The organism is Pseudohongiella acticola, from assembly GCF_001758195.1.
Taxonomy (GTDB): Bacteria; Pseudomonadota; Gammaproteobacteria; order Pseudomonadales; family Pseudohongiellaceae; genus Pseudohongiella; species Pseudohongiella acticola.
On record NZ_MASR01000001.1, the window covers coordinates 1,596,941 to 1,616,232 of the forward strand.

The window sequence follows — 19,292 nt, forward strand, 5'->3', positions numbered from 1 at the left end:
CGCTTCGAGCTCCCTGACGACAACCTTTCAGACTGTGACGCAACGCACATTGTATTTTCCTATTCTGCGGGGTCCATCACAGTTTCTCCAACAAACGACCAATTCGTTCAAATATAACGATCCAAAGACAAACCGCCGCCCGTAACAGAACTGACGACAAATTTCACAGCCATAAAGGAGGAAAACACTGGTGTGTTTTTCAGGCGCTGTGAGGAAATGAACACCACGTCACATGGAGTTAAATATGAAAGCGAACAAGATCAATCGATCGAAATGGACACGTTATGCACTGGCGGCAGCCATCACCAGTGCCTCCGCACTGGGCTACGCCTCAAGTCACCGCGAAGCACCGATGATCGCAGGCATGCCACGACTGGATGCAACCGATCTGTATATGTTTCGCAGTTATGAAGAGGGTCGGGAAGACTACGTCACCATCATTGCCAACTACTTTCCACTGCAGGCTGCCTATGGCGGTCCCAACTATTTTGACCTGGAAACGGCTGGCCTGTATGAAATTCATATCGACAACGATGGCGACTCAATTGAAGATCTGACTTTCAGCTTCGATTTCTCCACGATCCTGGCGGGTGTTTCAGTACCCGTCAATGGTGTTGATATCCCGATTCCATTGATCAATGCTGGCGGCATCGGCCCGGATGCAACCGACACCGCCAATGTCAATTCACGACAGGAGTATCAGCTCAGCGTGATTCGTGGTCCCAGCCGTGCCGGCGCCAAAGAGATTGCGGTAAACGCCAATACTAGCGACACAATGTTCCGTAAACCGGTAGATAACATTGGCACCAAGTCAATTCCGGAGTATGCGCAGTACGCCAACTCTCACATCTACCCGGTCAGCATCCCGAACTGCAGCACGGCTGGCAGAGTTTTTGTGGGGCAGCGTAATGAGGGTTTCGCGGTTAATCTGGGACAGGTTTTCGACCTGGTCAATCTGAACCCGCTGGGCTCTGAGGATGCGGTTGCCAATCCCATTGGCGCTGCCAGTGTTACCTCGCTGGCACTGGAAGTACCAATCTCCTGCCTGACCGAAGAAGATCCGGTTATTGGCGCATGGACGACGTCGAGTCTTAATATGGGCGACCAGGAACCAATGCAGGTTTCACGACTGGGCTTCCCACTGGTTAACGAAGTGATTATCGGCCTGCCTGACAAGGACAAGTTCAACAGCAGCCATCCGCATGATGATGCTCAGTTTGTTCATTATGTGGAGAACCCATCACTGCCGTTCCTGCTGGAACTGCTGTTCTCGGACGCGGGCGCTGTTGCTCCCAAGAACTTCCCCCGCGCTGACGTGATTGCTGCGGTAACGGGCGTGCCCGGTCTTAACCTGCCGGCCAATATTGCCAGCGACATGTTCCCGCGCAGTGAGATGCTGCGATTGAACACCAGCATTGCGCCCAAGCCTGCTGCTGAGCAGTTGAACATGGGTGTGCTTGCCAACGACACTGCCGGCTTCCCCAACGGTCGCCGTCCCGGTGATGACGTTGTCGACATTGCTCTGCGTGTCATGATGGGCGCACTGGTTGACGATGCCGAAGTGGCACCGAACAACAAAGCCCCCTTTACTGACCAGACTACGGTCAGCGCGGCAGACTTTAAAACCACGTTCCCCTACCTCAACGAACCGCTGCCCGGCTCGGCAGTGCAGTGAGTTGTTGAACCCCCTCTGAAATAAATTTTTTGGAGACTATGCACGGTGCGGAGCAGGGAAGCTCCGCACCATGTTTCTAAATCAAACTACCCAAACACAGGTCAAACTGATTATGTCCGCGAACATCAACGGTCTCGCATGTATCCTTTTTGCGCGTCGCATACTGCTGACCGCGGGAGCGATAGCGTGTGCGATATTGCCTCTGACCGGGAACACACAACCTTACACGCCCGATAGCGCTGACAGAATTGTGGAAACCCTGCCAACGGCTATTGTTGAACTGGCGGCAGACATCCGCCGCACACAGAGATCGCCATCAAATTCGACCACAGAAAATAACGCCGACATCATGCAACGCGCCATGGACTCGTATCAGGTAGCATTGGCGACAGGCGAGGCGCGCGCCTACGGCCGCACCCTTTCAATTCTGCATAGTTGGCCTGAACGTGAAAACAAGCCTGTCATGTACCATATCCTGTTGGCGGCGGTACTCCAGCACAACCATGAGTTTGACGCTGCTCTTGAGCAGCTACAGCCTGTTCTGGCCGCAGAGACCAACGGCACCGACCGCTTGTCGCCATCACAGGCCCAGGCACAGACCCAGGCACTGATGATGCAGTCACAGATTGGCCTGGTCACGGCAGACTATGCGCTTGTTAAGCAAAGCTGCAACAGATTGCAGGACTCGGCCCGACGCCCGGTTTTTGTCAACTGCCAGGCCCAGTTGGATGGTGTTACCGGTAATACCGGCGCCGCGCTGACCCTGATAGCTGACACGTTTAGGACCGGCACAGATCTCAACACCCTCGATTACCAGGAGTTGCTGACCACAGCAGCCGTTGTCGCCCATCGCACAGGCGAGCAGTCACAGGCAGAGGCTTATTATCAGGGCGCCATGCGTTTTGCGCCTGACAATAACTACCTGAACGTCAACTACAGCAACCTGCTGCTGGAACAAAACCGGTTAGACGAACTGATTGCGTTACTGTCACCAGATGCCGATAGCACAATGAACGCCGAACTTCGCATTTTGCTCGCCAGAGCACTACGCGCGCGCGGAGCTGAGCCCGATCGCGAACAGGCGGCTGAAATCATCGACGTGCTGACGCAGGAATTCGAACTGGCCTTGATGCGCAACGAAGCCATTCCGCATAAAGAGTTTGCCCAACACTCGCTTTACCTGGTTGATTCACCCGTAGCCGCCCTCAGCGCCGCCAGAGAAAACTGGATGTTACAGAAAGAGCCTTCCGACACTCGCCTGCTCGCGCAGGCTGCCGTTGCCAACGATGACCAGGAAACGCTGTCGGAGATCGAACAGTGGATCAATGACGTTGGCACGCAAGATGTCAGATTGCAGGCTATCCTGACGGCCAACCGGGAGCCACGCTCATGATAAAAAGAATTCTTCTGGCAGCCCTGCTGATATGGCCCGCGCTGGCATCCGGCCACAGCCTGAGCGACAGCTTTATCGACCTTTCAGTTGAGAACCAACAGGTTTCAGGTCACTGGCTCATCGCCGTGCGCGATCTGGAACTCGCCGTGGGCGTTGACCAGAACATGGATCGCCAGGTTACCTGGGGCGAGATACTGCAACAACGTGATGCGATCAATGAGTATGCACTCGCACGCCTTCAGCTGACCATGGCCGGCGCTGAGTGCCCGTTGCAAACAGGTGAGTTTCAACTGGAGCAACGCAATTCAGGTGTATTTTTGTATCTTCCGCTCAGTGGCAGCTGCAGCAGCCCTGGTGAGCTCGCCATAGACTACAACCTGTTGTTTGACATAGATGCCTCGCATCGCGGCATCCTCAACATCGCCTACAATTCCGAATCCTATCTGCGCCTGTTTTCACCGTCAGAGCCCACACACCAGCTTGAGCAAACTGGCTCAGCGGCGGCACTGGCAAATCTGTGGACCTTTCTGATCGAAGGTGTCTGGCACATCTGGATAGGCCTGGATCACATTCTGTTCCTGTGTGCGCTGATCATTCCCATCATGCTGGGCAGAAGCCGCGCAGAACGCCCCGGTGAGCCCTCCGCTGCAGCGTCATCATCAGCAATATTTGTTGATATTTTTAAAGTCGTAACCGCATTTACGGTAGCCCACTCCATAACCCTGATTCTGGCAACGTTGCAGATAGTGGTGCTGCCAGCGCGACTGGTGGAATCGGTAATCGCCCTGTCAGTGGCGGTGACCGGCCTCAACATCATTTTCCCGATCTTCCGTGGCCGCAGCTGGCAGATAGCGTTTGGCTTTGGCCTTATTCACGGCTTCGGATTTGCTGGCGTGCTCGGAGACCTGGCACTGCCAACGCACCTGTTTATCAGCAGCCTGTTAAGTTTCAATGTGGGCGTCGAAATCGGGCAACTGGTCATTGTTGCCGTGCTGGTGCCAGTGCTGTGGTTGCTGGACAAAACCGCACTCACACGCCGCCTGACAACGATCGCCAGCGGCATCGTGATTACCGGGTTTGGATTGTTGTGGCTGGTCGAGCGCTCTCTGCCAATGCTGTTAAGCTGAGGGCCGGTAGACGCCGACGTTCTGGTAGCCGGCGTCTTTCAGGTGAGAGGCATGCAGGCGACTCATCATGCCTTTGTCGCAGTACAACAGATATTGTCGGGACGCATCCATCATCGCAAATTGTGTGCTCAGCTGATAGAAAGGAACCACCGCTACCTCGTAGTGCTCATCGCTCAATGGCGCCCGTTCCTGCTCTTGCGGGTGACGTATATCAATCACCATCGCTCCGGCAGGCACGTCTGTGACCTGCTCGGGCTCAACGTCACGGTGCTCGAGCACTTCGACCACCCGGTCAATCATCTGAACTTCACGCTCAGCCACTGCTGCGCTTATCAGTTCAATATCCAGTTTCGCCTCTTCCTCAAGCACTCGCTGAAGCTTCGCATTTGTGGTCGGTTTTACTGATACCACACCACAATACTCTGGCACCTGAGCCGAGAACTCCTCAGTACCAATGCGCCGCGCCATGTCAATAATGTCCTGTTTGTCGGTCACAATCAGGGGTCGCAATACAAGCATATCCGTTACCTGATCGATCACATTCAGATTGGGCAGGGTCTGACTGGCAACCTGCGCTACGCACTCGCCGGTTACCAGTGCCGACAGCTTCATTTCGCGGGCGATCTGATCAGCCGCACGAATCATCATGCGCTTTAGCACAACAGCCATGTGGCCGCTGTCTACCCGGGTCAGTATCTCGCCCAACAACGGCTCAAACGGTACACTGATGAATTTGACACGATGGGAGGCTCCGAACCGCATCCACAGATACAATGCGACCTCCTTTACCGCCAGTTCATGCTCCTTGCCACCCAGGTTAAAAAACAGAAAATGAGTCTGTACGCCACGACGCATGAACAGATAACTCGACACCGCCGAATCAAAGCCGCCTGAAATCAGCGACAACACCGGCTCCTGCGTCCCCATGGGGTATCCGCCCAACCCGCGCCATTGCTGCGTTACCACATACAGGGTCTGTTGACGGATTTCCAGACGCACGGTGACGTCCGGCTGCCTCAGATCGACCCCGGACGCGCCGGTCTCGCGCAACAGAGCCGCGCCCAGGTAACGCTCCAGCTCCATGGAGCTGAAGTCATGATTGCCTTGACGTTTACTGCGTACAGCAAAGCTGCGGCCCTGCAATTGATCGCGATAATGAGGCAAAATTTCTGTCAATATGCCGTCAAAATCCGGCAACGGCTGTTTACTCACCTGACTGATCAGCGAAATTCCCGGCGTATTGCGTAACACGTCGACGACCTGGGCCAGAAGAGTTTCATCTGCAGTGTTGGTTTCCACTTCCAGAATGTCCCAGTCACCGGTTACACTGATCCGCGAATCGATCCGGCCCATCAGTATCCGCAGATTACGCCGCAGTGTCTTGATCAGTCGTTGACGCACCGAACGCGTCTTGATGGTAATTTCAGGGAAAAAGCGGATAACATAAAGCATGGTACTGACCTTGTGTTCGAAATGGACGACAACCGGTGACAGCTGACGGAATTAATTCGGTTGTAATAGTGAGACGGACGCATCAAAAAAGGGCATTATGCACCAAAAAGGCGCCAACTCGAATTTGGCGCACTTTTTTGGTGCGCTTTTGCGCATTAGCCTGACACGGGTTATCAGCAAGCACCGCGTATACAGGGGCTCTGGGCAGCAACAGGAATGGCATATATCTTGCTCATTCACTGCTACTCGGGCATGGTATGCGAGCGCCATTATAATGCCGAATGCCCGGTTTGTTGAGTGCTGAACCAGCACACGACCGGCATATAAGAAAATAAACACTGAGCAACGGCAGCAATCAGCGGCTGTGTCAGATTTTAAAACTGTGACTTTAAACCGTCACCCAATTCTCGATCACACGGAGGATCAGGAATGTCTGAGAAGACTTTAAATTTAATCAAAGAGAACGACGTCAAGTGGGTAGATCTTCGCTTCACCGACACCAAGGGTAAGGAGCAGCACGTTACTTTCCCGGCGGCGGTTGTAGATGAAGGCTTCATGGACGGCGTTATGTTTGACGGCTCCTCAGTCGCTGGCTGGAAGGGCATCAACGAATCAGACATGATCCTGAAGCCGGACGACACCACAGCGGTGCTGGATCCGTTTGCTGACGAGATACAGGTTAACCTGCGCTGCGACATCATCGAGCCGCGCACCATGCAGGGTTACAACCGTGACCCGCGCTCCGTGGCACGTCGCGCTGAAGAATACCTGAAATCAACCGGCATCGGTGATCAGGCGTTTTTTGGACCGGAGCCCGAGTTCTTTGTCTTTGACGAAGTCAAATGGAACGTGGCAATGGACGGCGCTTTCTTCAAGATTGGCAGCGAAGAAGCAGCCTGGTCGTCAGGCAAGAGCATTGACGGCGGCAACATGGGTCACCGCCCTAAAGTGAAAGGCGGCTATTTCCCCGTGCCTCCGGTTGACTCGCTGAGCGACCTGCGCGGCGCAATGTGCGACACAATGGAATCCATGGGTCTGGAAATTGAACTGCATCACCACGAAGTGGGCAACGCAGGTCAGTGCGAAATCGGCACCAAATTCAACTCACTGGTCTACAAGGCAGATGAAGTTCAGATCCTGAAATACTGCGTGCTGAATACAGCTCACGCGTTTGGCAAGACTGCCACCTTCATGCCCAAGCCACTGGTTGGCGACAACGGCTCAGGCATGCATGTTCACATGTCCATCTCCAAAGATGGCAAGAACATGTTTGCTGGCGACGGTTATGCAGGCCTGTCCGAAACCGCCCTGTTCTACATCGGCGGTATCATCAAGCACGCCCAGGCACTGAATGCCTTCGGCAATGCCTCTACCAACAGCTACAAGCGTCTGGTTAAAGGTTTTGAGGCACCCACACTGCTGGCGTACTCATCGCGTAACCGTTCAGCTTCCATCCGTATTCCGTACGTGCTTGGCGGCAACCCGAAAGCCATCCGTATCGAAGTGCGTTTCGGTGACTGCACAGCCAACCCTTACCTGTACTTCGCCGCGCTGCTGATGGCCGGCCTGGACGGCATCAAGAACAAGATCCACCCTGGCGACCCCGCCAGCAAGGACCTGTACGACCTGGAGCCGGAAGAAGAAGCGGAAATTCCAAAGGTTTGTTACTCACTGGATCAGGCACTGGAATCACTGGACAAGGATCGCGAATTCCTCAAGCAGGGCGGCGTATTCTGCGACGACCTGATTGATGGCTACATCGCGCTGAAGCAGCAAGACTGCACTCGCCTGAACATGTCAGCCCACCCGGTTGAGTTTGATATGTACTACAGCTGCTAAGTAAGAACGCCCACGCCACGCCGGCAAATACGATCACCGGTGTACGTGGATAAAAAAGCGCCTGTCGGAATATCCGATGGGCGTTTTTTTTGCTTTGCCAAAGAGCACGCATGCCTGCAAAATTGCGCGACGCACCAACATAGTGCATAGTTCGATGTATCACGCGCGCCCTGAGATCACCATCAATACCGGTAAACGCTAAAAAACGCGCCATAAATGTTCATTCACTGCACAACGCTCCGGAATGAACCAATTTACTGAAAGTGGTTTGTTTATTGCATGACCTTGCCCCATATAACGAGGTATTCCGACATATCATGCAATCCAGTAGTAATTCTTACAGACGATTATTGGACACTCTGGCAAGCTCCATTCTGGTGCTGGACCAGGATCTGCGCCTGCAATATATCAATCTTGCAGCAGAGAGCCTGCTGGCTATCAGCGGCCGACAGGTCAACAATGCCTTTGTCGGCGATATTTTCCTGAACGCGGATGATGATGTTGCCGATATCCGACAGGCAATTGTTGGACACCACAGCTTTACCAAGCGCAAAACCCAGTTGCACCTGGCGAATGGCAAGAGCCTGCAGGTGGACTATACCGTGACGCCACTGACCGACTTTCCGGACGCGGCAGTGGTCATAGAAATTCAGAGCATGAACTATGCTGAGCGAATCAGCCGCGATGAAACCCTGATTTCAACTCATGAAACGACCCGCGAGCTTGTGCGCGGCCTTGCGCATGAAATCAAAAATCCGCTTGGCGGCATCCGGGGTGCGGCGCAATTGCTCGCCAGTGAGCTGCCCAACTCCGAGCTGGCTGACTATACCAATGTCATCATTGAAGAGGCGGATCGCCTTCACAAACTGGTGGACCGCCTGGTTGGCTCGCGCAAACCCATGGAGTACAGCTCACTCAACGTTCATGAAGTGCTGGAACGTGTCCGCAATCTGGTTGATGCTGAAGTCAGTGACAGAGACATTACCCTGGTGCGTGACTACGATCCCAGTATTCCGGAGTTGCAAGGAGACTTCGAACAACTTATTCAGGCAGTGCTCAACATCGTGCGCAATGCGGTGCAGGCACTGGACAGCCCGCACGTCAGACATCGCTCGGGATTGATCGAACTGAAGACCCGGGTTATGCGCAACGTTACCATCGGCACCGTGTTTCATCGCCTGGTAGCACGACTTGAAATCGTGGATAACGGGCCCGGTGTACCACCGGAATTGATCGACAATATCTTTTTTCCGATGATCAGTGGCCGCGCCGAGGGCACCGGCCTGGGCCTGTCCATTGCTCACTCCATCGTGAACCAGCACAAAGGCATTATCGAGTGCAGCAGCGAGCCTGGCCGCACACGTTTTTCCATGTACCTGCCAGTCATTACGCAGGCACAGGCAACGTCGGACCATCACGGCAATGGCTCGGGCAAACAGAGCGCAGGTGTATTTAGTGGCCAGTTTGGCAAGTAGTTTAAATGGGGTATTGATACCATGAGCAAACATAATACGGTCTGGGTACTGGATGACGATAAATCCATCCGCTGGGTATTGGAAAAGTCCCTCACCCGTTCTGGCCTGAGCACTCATTGTTTTGACAATGGTGATGACCTTCTACACCGCCTGGAAAAGGATAGACCTGACGCTATCATCAGTGACATCCGCATGCCCGGTATTAACGGCCTGGACCTGCTATCAACAGTTCATGAGCGCTTCCCCCAGCTTCCGGTCATCATCATGACTGCGCATTCGGACCTGGACAGTGCCGTATCATCCTACAGCCGTGGCGCTTTTGAATATCTGCCCAAACCGTTCGACATTGATGAAGCAGTGGCGATGACACAACGGGCACTGGAGCATGCGCGCGAACAGGACATCGACATACCCGCGCCAATACTGGAGAACAGCAAGGAAATTATTGGCGAAGCGCCGGCCATGCAGGAAGTATTTCGTGCCATCGGCCGCCTGTCGCAATCCAATATCACCGTTCTGATCAATGGCGAATCCGGAACCGGTAAAGAACTGGTGGCGCACGCGCTACACAAACACAGCCCACGGCGCGAGAAGCTTTTCGTCGCGCTGAACGTGGCAGCAATTCCAAAGGAGCTGATCGAGTCGGAGCTGTTCGGCCATGAAAAAGGCTCCTTCACCGGCGCGACAGCACATCGAACCGGCCGCTTCGAACAGGCCAATGGCGGCACGCTGTTCCTCGACGAAATCGGTGACATGCCGGCCGATACCCAGACCCGCCTGTTACGCGTGTTGTCTGACGGCGAATTCTATCGGGTTGGCGGCACCACACCAATCAAGGTCGATGTGCGCATCATCGCAGCAACGCACCAGAATCTGGAAAAGCTGGTGGCTCAGCATTTATTTCGTGAGGACCTGTTTCACCGTCTCAACGTTATCCGCATCCATATCCCTCGCCTTCGCGACCGCCGCGAAGATATTCCTACGCTGGGTCGCCACTTTCTGGCCCGAGCCGCTGAGGAACTGGATGTGGAGGCAAAGGTCCTGCGCCCTGAAACCGAAAAATACATCACCGGCCTGAACTGGCCAGGCAACGTGCGGCAGCTGGAGAACTTCTGTCGCTGGGTCACGGTGATGGCTTCCAGCCGCGAAGTTCGAATCGATGATCTGCCTCCGGAACTGATGGAACATCAGGCGCAGAACAGTAGCGCTCGCGACTGGACTCAGCTGCTGGAGGAATGGGCTGACCAGGAATTGAATCTGGGCCACAAGGGTATTCTGGAGCAGGCCACGCCTGAGTTCGAACGCACCATGATCCAGGTTGCGCTTAAACATACATTGGGACGCCGTCGCGATGCAGCCTTGCTGCTGGGCTGGGGTCGCAACACCCTGACCCGGAAAATCAAGGAACTCAACATCGAGGATGCGGGCAGCGACGACGACTGATCAACGCCCAATTGTCACGATCTGTGGGGGCAGGTTGAAAAATCACCCCCATGCACCTATATTTGCCCCTCAGCTATTGCCCTGCACCTGTATCATGCACTTCTGCCAGGCACTTTTTGACAGTCTCTCTTTGACAGGCAAATAACAATATGATTGAAATCAGTCACCTGACTCGAAAGTTCGAGCATTTCACCGCCGTTGACGACCTCAGCTTTACGGTTGCAGAGGGCGAAGTTCTTGGATTTCTTGGCCCCAATGGCGCTGGCAAGTCGACAACCATGAAAATCATCACTGGTTTTCTTGCACCCAGCGCCGGTACCGTCAAGGTTGACGGCCATGACATCAACGAAAACCCAATCGCCGTCAAAGCGTTGGTGGGCTACCTGCCTGAAGGCGCTCCCAGCTACCCCGATATGACCGTCCGGGATTTTCTGGACTTTATCGCCGAGATTCGTGGCTTCAGCGGCCAGGAGAAGACCCAACGAATCGCACAGGTAATCGCTGATGTTGCGCTGGACAGCGTTTGCGACCAGACCATTGATACACTGTCGAAAGGCTTTAAACGCCGCGTAGGGCTTGCCCAGGCCATCCTGCATGATCCCAAAGTGCTGATCCTGGACGAACCCACCGATGGCCTGGACCCAAACCAGAAGCATCAGGTGAGGCAACTGATCCGCAATCTGGCAAAAGACAAAATTGTTATTGTGTCCACGCATATCCTGGAAGAAGTCAGCGCTGTCTGCACTCGCGCCATCATCATTGCCAATGGCCGCATCGTGGCAGATGGCTCGCCGCAGGAACTGGAGGCGCGCGCACCGGCAGATACCGCCCTGATGGAGATGCCATCTGCGCCAGGCCGACTGGAAGCCTTCTTCCGCAGCGTCACTGAACAGGGAGCACTGTGATGGGAACCACCGGTATTATTTTCAAGCGCGAGCTGGCTGCGTATTTCAGCACCCCTCTGGCCTATGTGTTTATTGTTATCTTTCTGATCATGAACGGCATTGCCACGTTCGACCTGGGCGGCTTCTATCAGCGTGGCCAGGCCGACTTGCAGCCATTCTTCAACTTTCACCCCTGGCTGTACCTGTTCATGATCCCGGCCCTGGCAATGGGGCTGTGGGCCGACGAGCGCAAAACCGGCACCATCGAGTTGCTGTTGACGTTACCGATTCAGTTACATGAAGCCGTCATTGGCAAATTCCTCGCCGCCTGGGCTTTGAGCGGCAGCGCACTGCTGCTGACCTTCCCACTCTGGCTCACTGTTAACTATCTGGGCGAACCCGATAATGGCGTCATTCTCGCCGCCTATATTGGCAGCTGGCTTATGGCCGGCGGGTTTCTGGCTATTGGCTCCTGCATGTCGGCACTGACGCGCAACGCCGTCATCGCCTTTATCCTGACCGCAGCCATCTGTTTCCTGTTTGTTGTTTCCGGCTCTCCCATCGTCATGAACGCCTTTACCGGCTGGGCACCGCAAACCCTGATAGACGCCGTCGCCACGCTCAGCTTTCTGACCCACTTCGAAGCGATCAGCAAGGGGGTGCTGGATATCCGGGACCTGCTGTTCTTTGCTGCTGCCATTGTCGCCTGGCTGCTGGCCAGCGCGGTTGTTATCGAAATCAAGAAAGCGAACTAGGAGCTGGTCATGAAGAACAAAGCATTATTTTCACCCGCCGGCCTCGCATTGATTGGTATTGCCCTGCTCATTAGCGTTGTTGTCATCAGCAGCCTGCCACGGCTGCGTATCGACCTGACGCAGGATGATCTCTATACCCTTAGCGATGGTACCCGTGAGGTGCTGGACAATCTTGAACGCCCTATCGAACTGACGTTTTTCTATTCGGAAGAAGCCATCGGCCAGATGCCGCAGGTCAGGGCTTATGGCAATCGCGTGCAGGAATTGTTGCGGGAAATGGTCATTGCCAGCAATGGCAACCTGACTCTGGAAGTCATCGATCCTGAAGCGTTTTCGGCGCAGGAAGATCTGGCAACCAGCTACGGCATTCAGGCCGTCCCCCTGGCGGCTGGCCGCGAAGAAGTCTATTTCGGCGTAGTAGCGGCTGACCCGGGCACCCGGGTTGACGGCGAAACCGAGGTTTATGAAGCCATCCCGCTGGTGCGTCCGGATCAGGAAGAGTTTCTGGAGTACGAATTTTCACGCCTGATAAACCGGGTTCTGGACCCGGAGCCGACCGTGGTCGGGCTTATTACCTCACTCGACATTGATGGCGGTTTTAATCCGGCGACCGAACAGGCCACCGGGGCCTGGGCAATCATGGACACCGTACGTTACATGTACGACGTGCGCCGCCTTCAGAACGACGTCAGCAGCATTGATGAGGAAATCGATATCCTGATGCTGGTGCACCCGCAGGAGCTGTCGGAAACGACGCTGTACGCCATTGACCAGTTTGTCATGCGGGGTGGCCGCGCGCTGGTATTTGTCGACCCAAACTCTGATACCCAGACCCAGATCATGGTAGGTGGTGGTGGTTACCGCGACAACCTGGGCTCCGAACTGCCCGGTCTGCTGAGCGCCTGGGGCATCGACTATGATGCGACGCAGGTCGTCACTGACCAGGACCTGGCGCTGTTTGTGACCCTGGCTCAGGGCCAGCGTCCTACTGCACACTATGGCATGCTGGGTGTACCGCGCGAACATTTTGCCAACGACATTGTCAGCGGCCAGCTGCAGGTGATGAACTTATCGTCTGCAGGTTCACTCAACCCCGCAGATGCCTCACAAACCAACTTTGAACCGCTGATTCAGACCAGCGAACAGACCATGATGATGGGCACCGACTTTTTCCGTGAAATGGGTGATCCGACACTGCTGATCGATGACTTTGTGTCTGAAGAACAGAATCGCACGCTTGCGGCCCGGGTCTCGGGTCCAGCATCCAGCGCCTTCCCTGACGGTCCACCATCAACGGAGACAGCAGCCACTGATGCTGATGCTGATGCCAGCGAGACAGAACAGGCCGCAGCAGACAGCGACAGCAGTGAAACCGCATCGCAGGAGCACCTGAGCGCCTCTGTCAGCGATATTGGCGTAATTGTAGTGGCAGACTCTGATGTACTGGCTGATCGCATGTGGGCACAGTCACGGCAGGTTGCCGGACAACGCGTGATCAACGCCTTCGCCAGCAATGGCGACTTTGTCATCAATGCTCTGGACAACCTCAGCGGTAGCACGGAGCTGATCAACATTCGCAGCCGGGGTCGCTATGCACGTCCCTTCACACGAGTATTGGCCTTGCAGCGCGAAGCCGATGAACGCCTGCGCGAACGCGAAACCAACCTGCTGGAAAGGCTGTCCGAAACCGAGGAGCAACTCCAGGCACTCAACCAAGGCAGTGGCACCATTTCGCCGGAACAGGAAGCCGAGATCGAACGTTTTATTCAGTTACAGCTCGATACCCGTCGCGATCTGCGAGAAGTGCAGTTTGAGCTTAACAACGAGATCGACAGACTGGGTGCGGTGCTGAAAGCCATCAATACCGCCCTGATCCCTGCGCTGATCATCATCGCAGTGCTGATCGCCACATTGCTGCGCAATCGTCGTCGGAAGCAAACCCGCTAGGTTATGGGGATGGAAACAGTCACCCGGGTACCCCGCTCGGGCTGACTGTCTATCTTCAGGGTGCCGCCATGGGCATCAACGATCAGGTTACACAGATACAGCCCCAGACCAAAACCACCCGTATTACGCTGACGCGCACTGTCGACCCGATAGAAGGGCTCGGTGATATGACGCAGATGCTCTGCAGCAATACCTTCCCCCTGATCAATGATCTGCAGCACGGCCCGCTGCTCACCCTCGAAAGCCACCTTTATCGTGACGGGCTGGCCCCGGCCATGACGAATCGCATTATTGACGATATTGGCCATCAACAGGCGAATGCGCAGTTTGTCGAGACGCATGGAATAATCGGTGTCGGGCAGGTCCACTTCCAGGCCGCCTTCGTAATGCTGAAACTGCTCTGCCAGCATGCGGATGTAGTCAGCAAAGTCGACATCATCCAGAATCAGGGCTGAGTGCTGTGTGCTCAGTCGCTCAGCCTCAATCAGGTCGCTGATCAACAGATCAATTTCATTGATATCGTCACTCAGATTTTCACGCAGATCACCGTCTTCCATGAACTCAAGCTGCAACTTGGCGCGCGTGACCGGGGTCCGCAACTCATGGCTGATAGCCAGCAGCAACTGTCGCTTGGCTTCCAGCATGGACTGCAGGGAATCGGCCATGTGGTTGATACTTTCGGTCAGCTCACCCAACTCATCTTCGCGGGTTACTTCAACCCGGTAGCCCAAATCGCCGGCGCAGATTTTTTCAGCCCCTTCACGCAGTTTTGCAACCGGCTCCATCAGGCGACGGACCAGCCAGTAGTTGGAGAACAGGATAAATAACGCAAAACCAAGTCCGAGATAAACAACAATGTAGTCGTAGTCACTGAGCGACGGTGCCTTGCGGTTCAGGAAGTACTCATAGCCGCCGCGAGCAACACGAATCACCTGCTCGTTGCCGGCAGCAAGCATCTGCGAGTCATCGGACAGCGTGCGCACAAACACGGTACTGGAGATATCCAGATCCGACTCGTCATCGGATTGCCAGTTGATATGGGGACTGCGGATGATGATGGTCAGTGACAGGTCGCGCGCCAGTTCCGCCGCGCGCTGCAGATCCGGCGGAATGCCGATGGCATCAACCAGCAAACGCACATTGTCCAGATAGAACACCGGCAACGGATTCAGTCGCTCCCGGCGCCAGTTCTCATCAATCTGGCGAATGGAAAAGGTAATAACAAAAAAGAAAAGAATAACGGTCGCACTGAAAATCAGAAAGAGCCGGAAGAACAGAGATCCGGTCACTTTCGGCAGCAGGGATTTCATTGCAATTGACCGACAAAAGTATAGCCGCGCCCCCACACAGTCTTGATGAATCGCGGCGTTTTGGAGGTGTCTTTAAGTTTGTGACGCAAGCGGCTGACCAGGGTATCCACGGCCCGTGAGAACAGTTCAGCATCGATGCCGCGCAGGCGGTTCATCAACTCGTCCCGGGTAAACGTCTTGTTGGGAGACTGGATGAACAGCACCAGCAACTCGTACTCCATAGTCGTCAGCTCAACCAGTTCACTGTCCAGATGGACGGTACGGCGGCTGGTATCAACGTCCAGCCCCTCAATACGAGGCAGATCATTGTCCGCCCGGATTTCGTCGCCAGCGCGGCGCAGAATATTGGTGATGCGGGCCACCAGCTCTCTTGGCTCAAAAGGCTTGGGCAGATAATCGTCCGCGCCCAGTTCCAGGCCCACAATACGATCAGTGACTTCGCCATGGGCGGTCAGCATCATGATCGGCAAATGGCCATACACTGAGGTTTTAGCGCGGATTTCGCGGCAGATTTCAAAGCCGTCTTTTTCAGGTAACATGACGTCCAGAATCAGCAGATCAGGCTTGGAACGCTTGAGCAGCTCAAATCCCTTGCTCGGCGTGTGGGCAACCGTGACCTTCATGTCATAACGGTCCAGATACTGCGTCAGCAATTGGCCCAGTTTTTCGTCATCATCTATTATTAGTATCTGCTTCATAGGGCAGGAGTTTACGAATTTGCCGGACATAAATCAATCTGTGATGGCGCTCTGGCGTATAATGCCCGTTTTCAAACATACACCCACTGGTACAAACCTCGGTTGACGCATGATCAGTCTTAACAACGCCCGCCTGATGCGCGGTGAGCACACGCTGCTCGACAGCGCCAGCATCACCATCCACAAAGGCCAGAAAACCGGTGTCATCGGCCGCAATGGCAGCGGCAAATCCAGCCTTTTCGCCTGCCTGACCGGGCAGATTGCACTGGACGCCGGTGATCTGTTCATTCCGGATGGCCTGCGCTGCGCCTGGATGAAACAGGAGACCGCGGGGGCCAGGCGATCGGCGCTGGATTATGTAATCGACGGCGATGAACGCTACCGCCAGATCGAAGACCAGTTAGCTCGCGCTGAAGACAACAATGACGGTCATGCCATTGCCAATCTGCATAACGAACTGGACAAGATAGACGGTTATGATGTGCAGGTACGTGCTGAGCAGCTGTTGTCCGGCCTGGGTTTTGCCATCGACAGCTTTCAGCAGCCGGTTTCTGCCTTCTCCGGTGGCTGGCGGGTGCGCCTGAACCTGGCCGCTGCCTTGATGGCGCCCTCGGATTTATTGCTGCTCGACGAGCCCACCAACCACCTGGACCTGGAAGCAACCATCTGGCTGGAGCAATGGCTTAATCGTTATCAGGGCACACTGTTGTTGATTTCGCATGACCGCAGCTTCCTCGACAAGGTCATCGACCACGTCGTCAGTTTCGAGCAGAACAACCTGTTCATGTACAAAGGCAATTTCACTGCTTACGAAATTCAGCGCGCCGAACGTCTGGCTCAACTGCAGGCGGCGGCCGAGAAACAGATGCGGCGTAAAGCCGAGATCGAAGACTTTGTGCGCCGCTTCCGGGCCAAGGCCAGTAAAGCCAAACAGGCACAAAGTCGCCTCAAGGAACTGTCGCGTATGGAAGCGATTGCACCAGCGCACATCGATTCACCTTTCAGGTTCGAATTTCTGACACCTGAAAAAACCGCCAGTGATCTGCTCAATTTCAAGAAAGTCAGCATCGGTTTTGATCAGCCATTGGTGCAGGGCATCAACCTGAAACTGCACGACACCACCCGTATCGGGCTGCTGGGGTTTAACGGCGCAGGCAAATCAACGCTACTGAAAACGCTGGCCGAGCAGCTGCCGGTACTGGAAGGCGAGGTAGTCGCATCCAAACACCTGCGTGTTGGTTACTTTGCCCAACATCAGGTTGATGTCATCGACATGAAAGCCAGCCCGACCACTCTGATTCAACGCGCCGACCCCGGCGCACGCGAACAGGAGATACGTAACTTTCTGGGCGGTTTCGACTTCCGCGGTGATCGGGTGTCCGAGCCTATCGTCAATTTCTCCGGCGGTGAAAAAGCACGTCTGGCACTGGCACTGATTGTCTGGCAAAAGCCCAATGTGCTGTTACTGGATGAGCCCACCAACCACCTGGACCTGGAGATGCGGCATGCGCTGACGGTGGCCCTGCAGGGTTTCGAAGGCGCACTGGTGCTGGTTTCACACGATCGCCACTTGATGAACAACACCGTTGACGAATTCTTTACCGTTCACCAGGGCCGGGTCACCCCGTTTGCTGGCGACCTTGATGACTATGCCCGCTGGATGCAGGAACAAGGCAAAGGCGCCACAGCTGATTTTCAGCCGGGCACCAAAAAAAGCACGGATACAACCAGCTCTACTACTGGCAAATCTGCCGCCCGACAACCTGCTCCTCCGCCCGTGGTCGATAAAAAGGAAGCACGAAAACAGGCCGCCATCCAGCGCGAGCAACTGGCACCGCTGAGACGTGAAGTGCGCACGCTGGAAAAAACCATGGAGAAACTCAGCGCCGAACTGAGCGTACTGGAAGACAGACTCGGTGACGCCTCTCTTTATGAAGACAGCCGGCGCGATGAACTGACTGAATTGGTGCGCCAGCAGGGTTACTGCAAGGCCGAACTCAGCCAGGCCGAAGAAAACTGGCTGGAAAAAAGTACCGAGCTGGAGGAGCTGCTCGCGGAATAGTCTTATTCGCGAGTGGCCTGCAACTCTATCTGGTAAATAACGCGAGCATTATCCCGCAATGTAACCACCTCGACGGTATCGCCCGCTTCCCTGGCTTCCAGCACCGTAAGCAGATCATCCTCATTCGTCACCACGCTACCATCGACTTCGACAATGACATCGCCGAGCACGATGCCCTGCCGCGTCTCAGTCAGTCCGCGCATGCCCTCACGTTCCGGGCTGCTGCCCTGCAACACATCCAGCACAATCACGCCCTCAATGCGCCAGCGATTACGGTAATAATCGGCGTACTGCGGCGGGAACAGGCTGATGCCCAGTGTCGGTGTTTGCACACGGCCAAATTCAATCAGCTCCGGCACAATTTTTTTCACCGTATTCACCGGTATGGCAAAACTGATACCGGAGCTGGCACCACTGGGACTGTAGATAGCAGTGTTGACGCCAACCAGCTGCCCCAGCGAATTAAGAAGCGGGCCACCCGAATTACCGGGGTTGATGGCAGCATCGGTCTGTATCACATCACGAATCTGGCGCCGCGTAACCGAGTTGATCTCACGCCCCAGCGCGCTGATTACGCCTACCGTTAATGTGGTATCCAGACCAAACGGATTGCCAATGGCCAGTACCTTGCGCCCTACTTCCAGCAATCCCGAATCACCCAGTGCGACCGGCGTCAATTGCTCGGCCGGTGCATCAATGCGCAACACAGCCAGGTCCTTGTCCGGCTCTGCCCCGACGACCTGTGCCTGCCAGGCTGTGCCATCCTGCAGTGTCACGGTGACCCGGGAAGCATTTTGAATAACGTGGAAATTGGTGACGATATATCCGCGTTTGTCCCAGACAAACCCCGACCCACTGCCTTGCGGTATTTCTTCCGGATTAAGGTTAAATACGGAACGTCGCACCATGCGTGAGTTGGTAATGTACACCACAGACGGACTGGCACTTTTGAAGACGTCAATGTTGTTTTCTTCGTCGTTGGTGCGGAAACTGTCGTAGTCGGCGGCAAGCGCTGTGGTGGAGGCGGTGATAGCGGTAAAACCGAAAAGCAGCAGGGCAAGGAGGCGTTTCATAGGGTACTCCAGTATCTCTATCGACGTTTAGGGATGATGGCGGCGCCTAAAAGCAAATTCAAGGACTGATGTCAGTGGCATGGAGCCATGAGGCAGATGTGGGCGGGGCCACATCAACCCCATGACTCCTGTCAGGGCCAGTGGCTCGGCGTCAATCAA

12 protein-coding genes and 2 pseudogenes are annotated in these 19,292 nt (G+C 55.0%); 10 read left to right on the plus strand and 4 right to left on the minus strand.

Going from position 1 to position 19,292, the window contains the following annotated elements; genetic code table 11:
* The first annotated feature begins 244 nt into the window (after positions 1 to 244).
* The 3 genes from PHACT_RS06760 to PHACT_RS06770 all read left to right on the plus strand — a co-directional run bounded on the left by PHACT_RS06760 (position 245) and on the right by PHACT_RS06770 (position 4,195).
* Entirely contained in the window at positions 245 to 1,675 is a 1,431-nt protein-coding gene (locus PHACT_RS06760) for a DUF4331 domain-containing protein (protein ID WP_070116485.1), read from the plus strand.
* Between the two features lie 112 nt (positions 1,676 to 1,787).
* The gene (locus PHACT_RS06765; protein WP_139141457.1) at positions 1,788 to 3,068 is read left to right on the plus strand and encodes a hypothetical protein; all 1,281 of its coding nucleotides are present in this window, start codon (positions 1,788 to 1,790) and stop codon (positions 3,066 to 3,068) included.
* A complete protein-coding gene (locus tag PHACT_RS06770; protein ID WP_070116487.1) occupies positions 3,065 to 4,195 on the plus strand; it encodes a HupE/UreJ family protein in 1,131 nt (376 codons plus the stop codon). Before PHACT_RS06765 ends, PHACT_RS06770 begins: the two co-directional genes overlap by 4 nt.
* Here the strand turns inward: PHACT_RS06770 and thiI are convergent.
* A complete protein-coding gene (gene thiI, locus PHACT_RS06775; protein WP_070116488.1) occupies positions 4,187 to 5,647 on the minus strand; it encodes a tRNA uracil 4-sulfurtransferase ThiI in 1,461 nt (486 codons plus the stop codon). The two genes, PHACT_RS06770 and thiI, sit on opposite strands and share 9 nt — an antisense overlap.
* Positions 5,648 to 6,076: 429 nt before the next feature.
* Between thiI and glnA the strand changes: the two genes are divergently transcribed.
* The 6 genes and pseudogenes from glnA (at position 6,077) to PHACT_RS06805 (ending at position 13,990) form a co-directional block, all read left to right on the plus strand.
* Complete coding sequence (gene glnA, locus PHACT_RS06780; protein ID WP_070116489.1) at positions 6,077 to 7,486, plus strand: type I glutamate--ammonia ligase; 1,410 nt, start codon at positions 6,077 to 6,079, stop codon at positions 7,484 to 7,486.
* Between the two features lie 317 nt (positions 7,487 to 7,803).
* A pseudogene (glnL, locus tag PHACT_RS06785) lies at positions 7,804 to 8,892 on the plus strand (nitrogen regulation protein NR(II)); the annotation flags it as partial.
* A gap of 90 nt (positions 8,893 to 8,982) precedes the next feature.
* The gene (glnG, locus tag PHACT_RS06790) at positions 8,983 to 10,404 is read left to right on the plus strand and encodes a nitrogen regulation protein NR(I) (protein ID WP_070116491.1); all 1,422 of its coding nucleotides are present in this window, start codon (positions 8,983 to 8,985) and stop codon (positions 10,402 to 10,404) included.
* Between the two features lie 149 nt (positions 10,405 to 10,553).
* A pseudogene (locus tag PHACT_RS06795) lies at positions 10,554 to 11,258 on the plus strand (ABC transporter ATP-binding protein); the annotation flags it as partial.
* Positions 11,259 to 11,308: 50 nt separating this feature from the next.
* Complete coding sequence (locus PHACT_RS06800) at positions 11,309 to 12,043, plus strand: ABC transporter permease subunit (RefSeq protein WP_070116492.1); 735 nt, start codon at positions 11,309 to 11,311, stop codon at positions 12,041 to 12,043.
* A gap of 9 nt (positions 12,044 to 12,052) precedes the next feature.
* The gene (locus PHACT_RS06805; protein WP_070116493.1) at positions 12,053 to 13,990 is read left to right on the plus strand and encodes a GldG family protein; all 1,938 of its coding nucleotides are present in this window, start codon (positions 12,053 to 12,055) and stop codon (positions 13,988 to 13,990) included.
* On the opposite strand, the gene PHACT_RS06810 is transcribed toward PHACT_RS06805, so the two are convergent.
* The gene (locus PHACT_RS06810; RefSeq protein ID WP_070116494.1) at positions 13,987 to 15,300 is read right to left on the minus strand and encodes a sensor histidine kinase; all 1,314 of its coding nucleotides are present in this window, start codon (positions 15,298 to 15,300) and stop codon (positions 13,987 to 13,989) included. The two genes, PHACT_RS06805 and PHACT_RS06810, sit on opposite strands and share 4 nt — an antisense overlap.
* Positions 15,297 to 15,998 carry a response regulator transcription factor gene (locus PHACT_RS06815; protein ID WP_070116495.1) on the minus strand — a complete coding sequence of 234 codons (702 nt, stop codon included), beginning with the start codon at positions 15,996 to 15,998 and terminating at the stop codon, positions 15,297 to 15,299. The genes PHACT_RS06810 and PHACT_RS06815 overlap by 4 nt, the downstream gene beginning before the upstream one ends.
* Positions 15,999 to 16,107: 109 nt before the next feature.
* Between PHACT_RS06815 and PHACT_RS06820 the strand changes: the two genes are divergently transcribed.
* Positions 16,108 to 18,060 carry an ATP-binding cassette domain-containing protein gene (locus PHACT_RS06820; RefSeq protein WP_070116496.1) on the plus strand — a complete coding sequence of 651 codons (1,953 nt, stop codon included), beginning with the start codon at positions 16,108 to 16,110 and terminating at the stop codon, positions 18,058 to 18,060.
* A 2-nt stretch (positions 18,061 to 18,062) separates the two neighbouring features.
* Here the strand turns inward: PHACT_RS06820 and PHACT_RS06825 are convergent, their stop codons facing one another.
* The gene (locus PHACT_RS06825; RefSeq protein WP_070116497.1) at positions 18,063 to 19,133 is read right to left on the minus strand and encodes a S1C family serine protease; all 1,071 of its coding nucleotides are present in this window, start codon (positions 19,131 to 19,133) and stop codon (positions 18,063 to 18,065) included.
* Between the last annotated feature and the right edge of the window lie 159 nt (positions 19,134 to 19,292).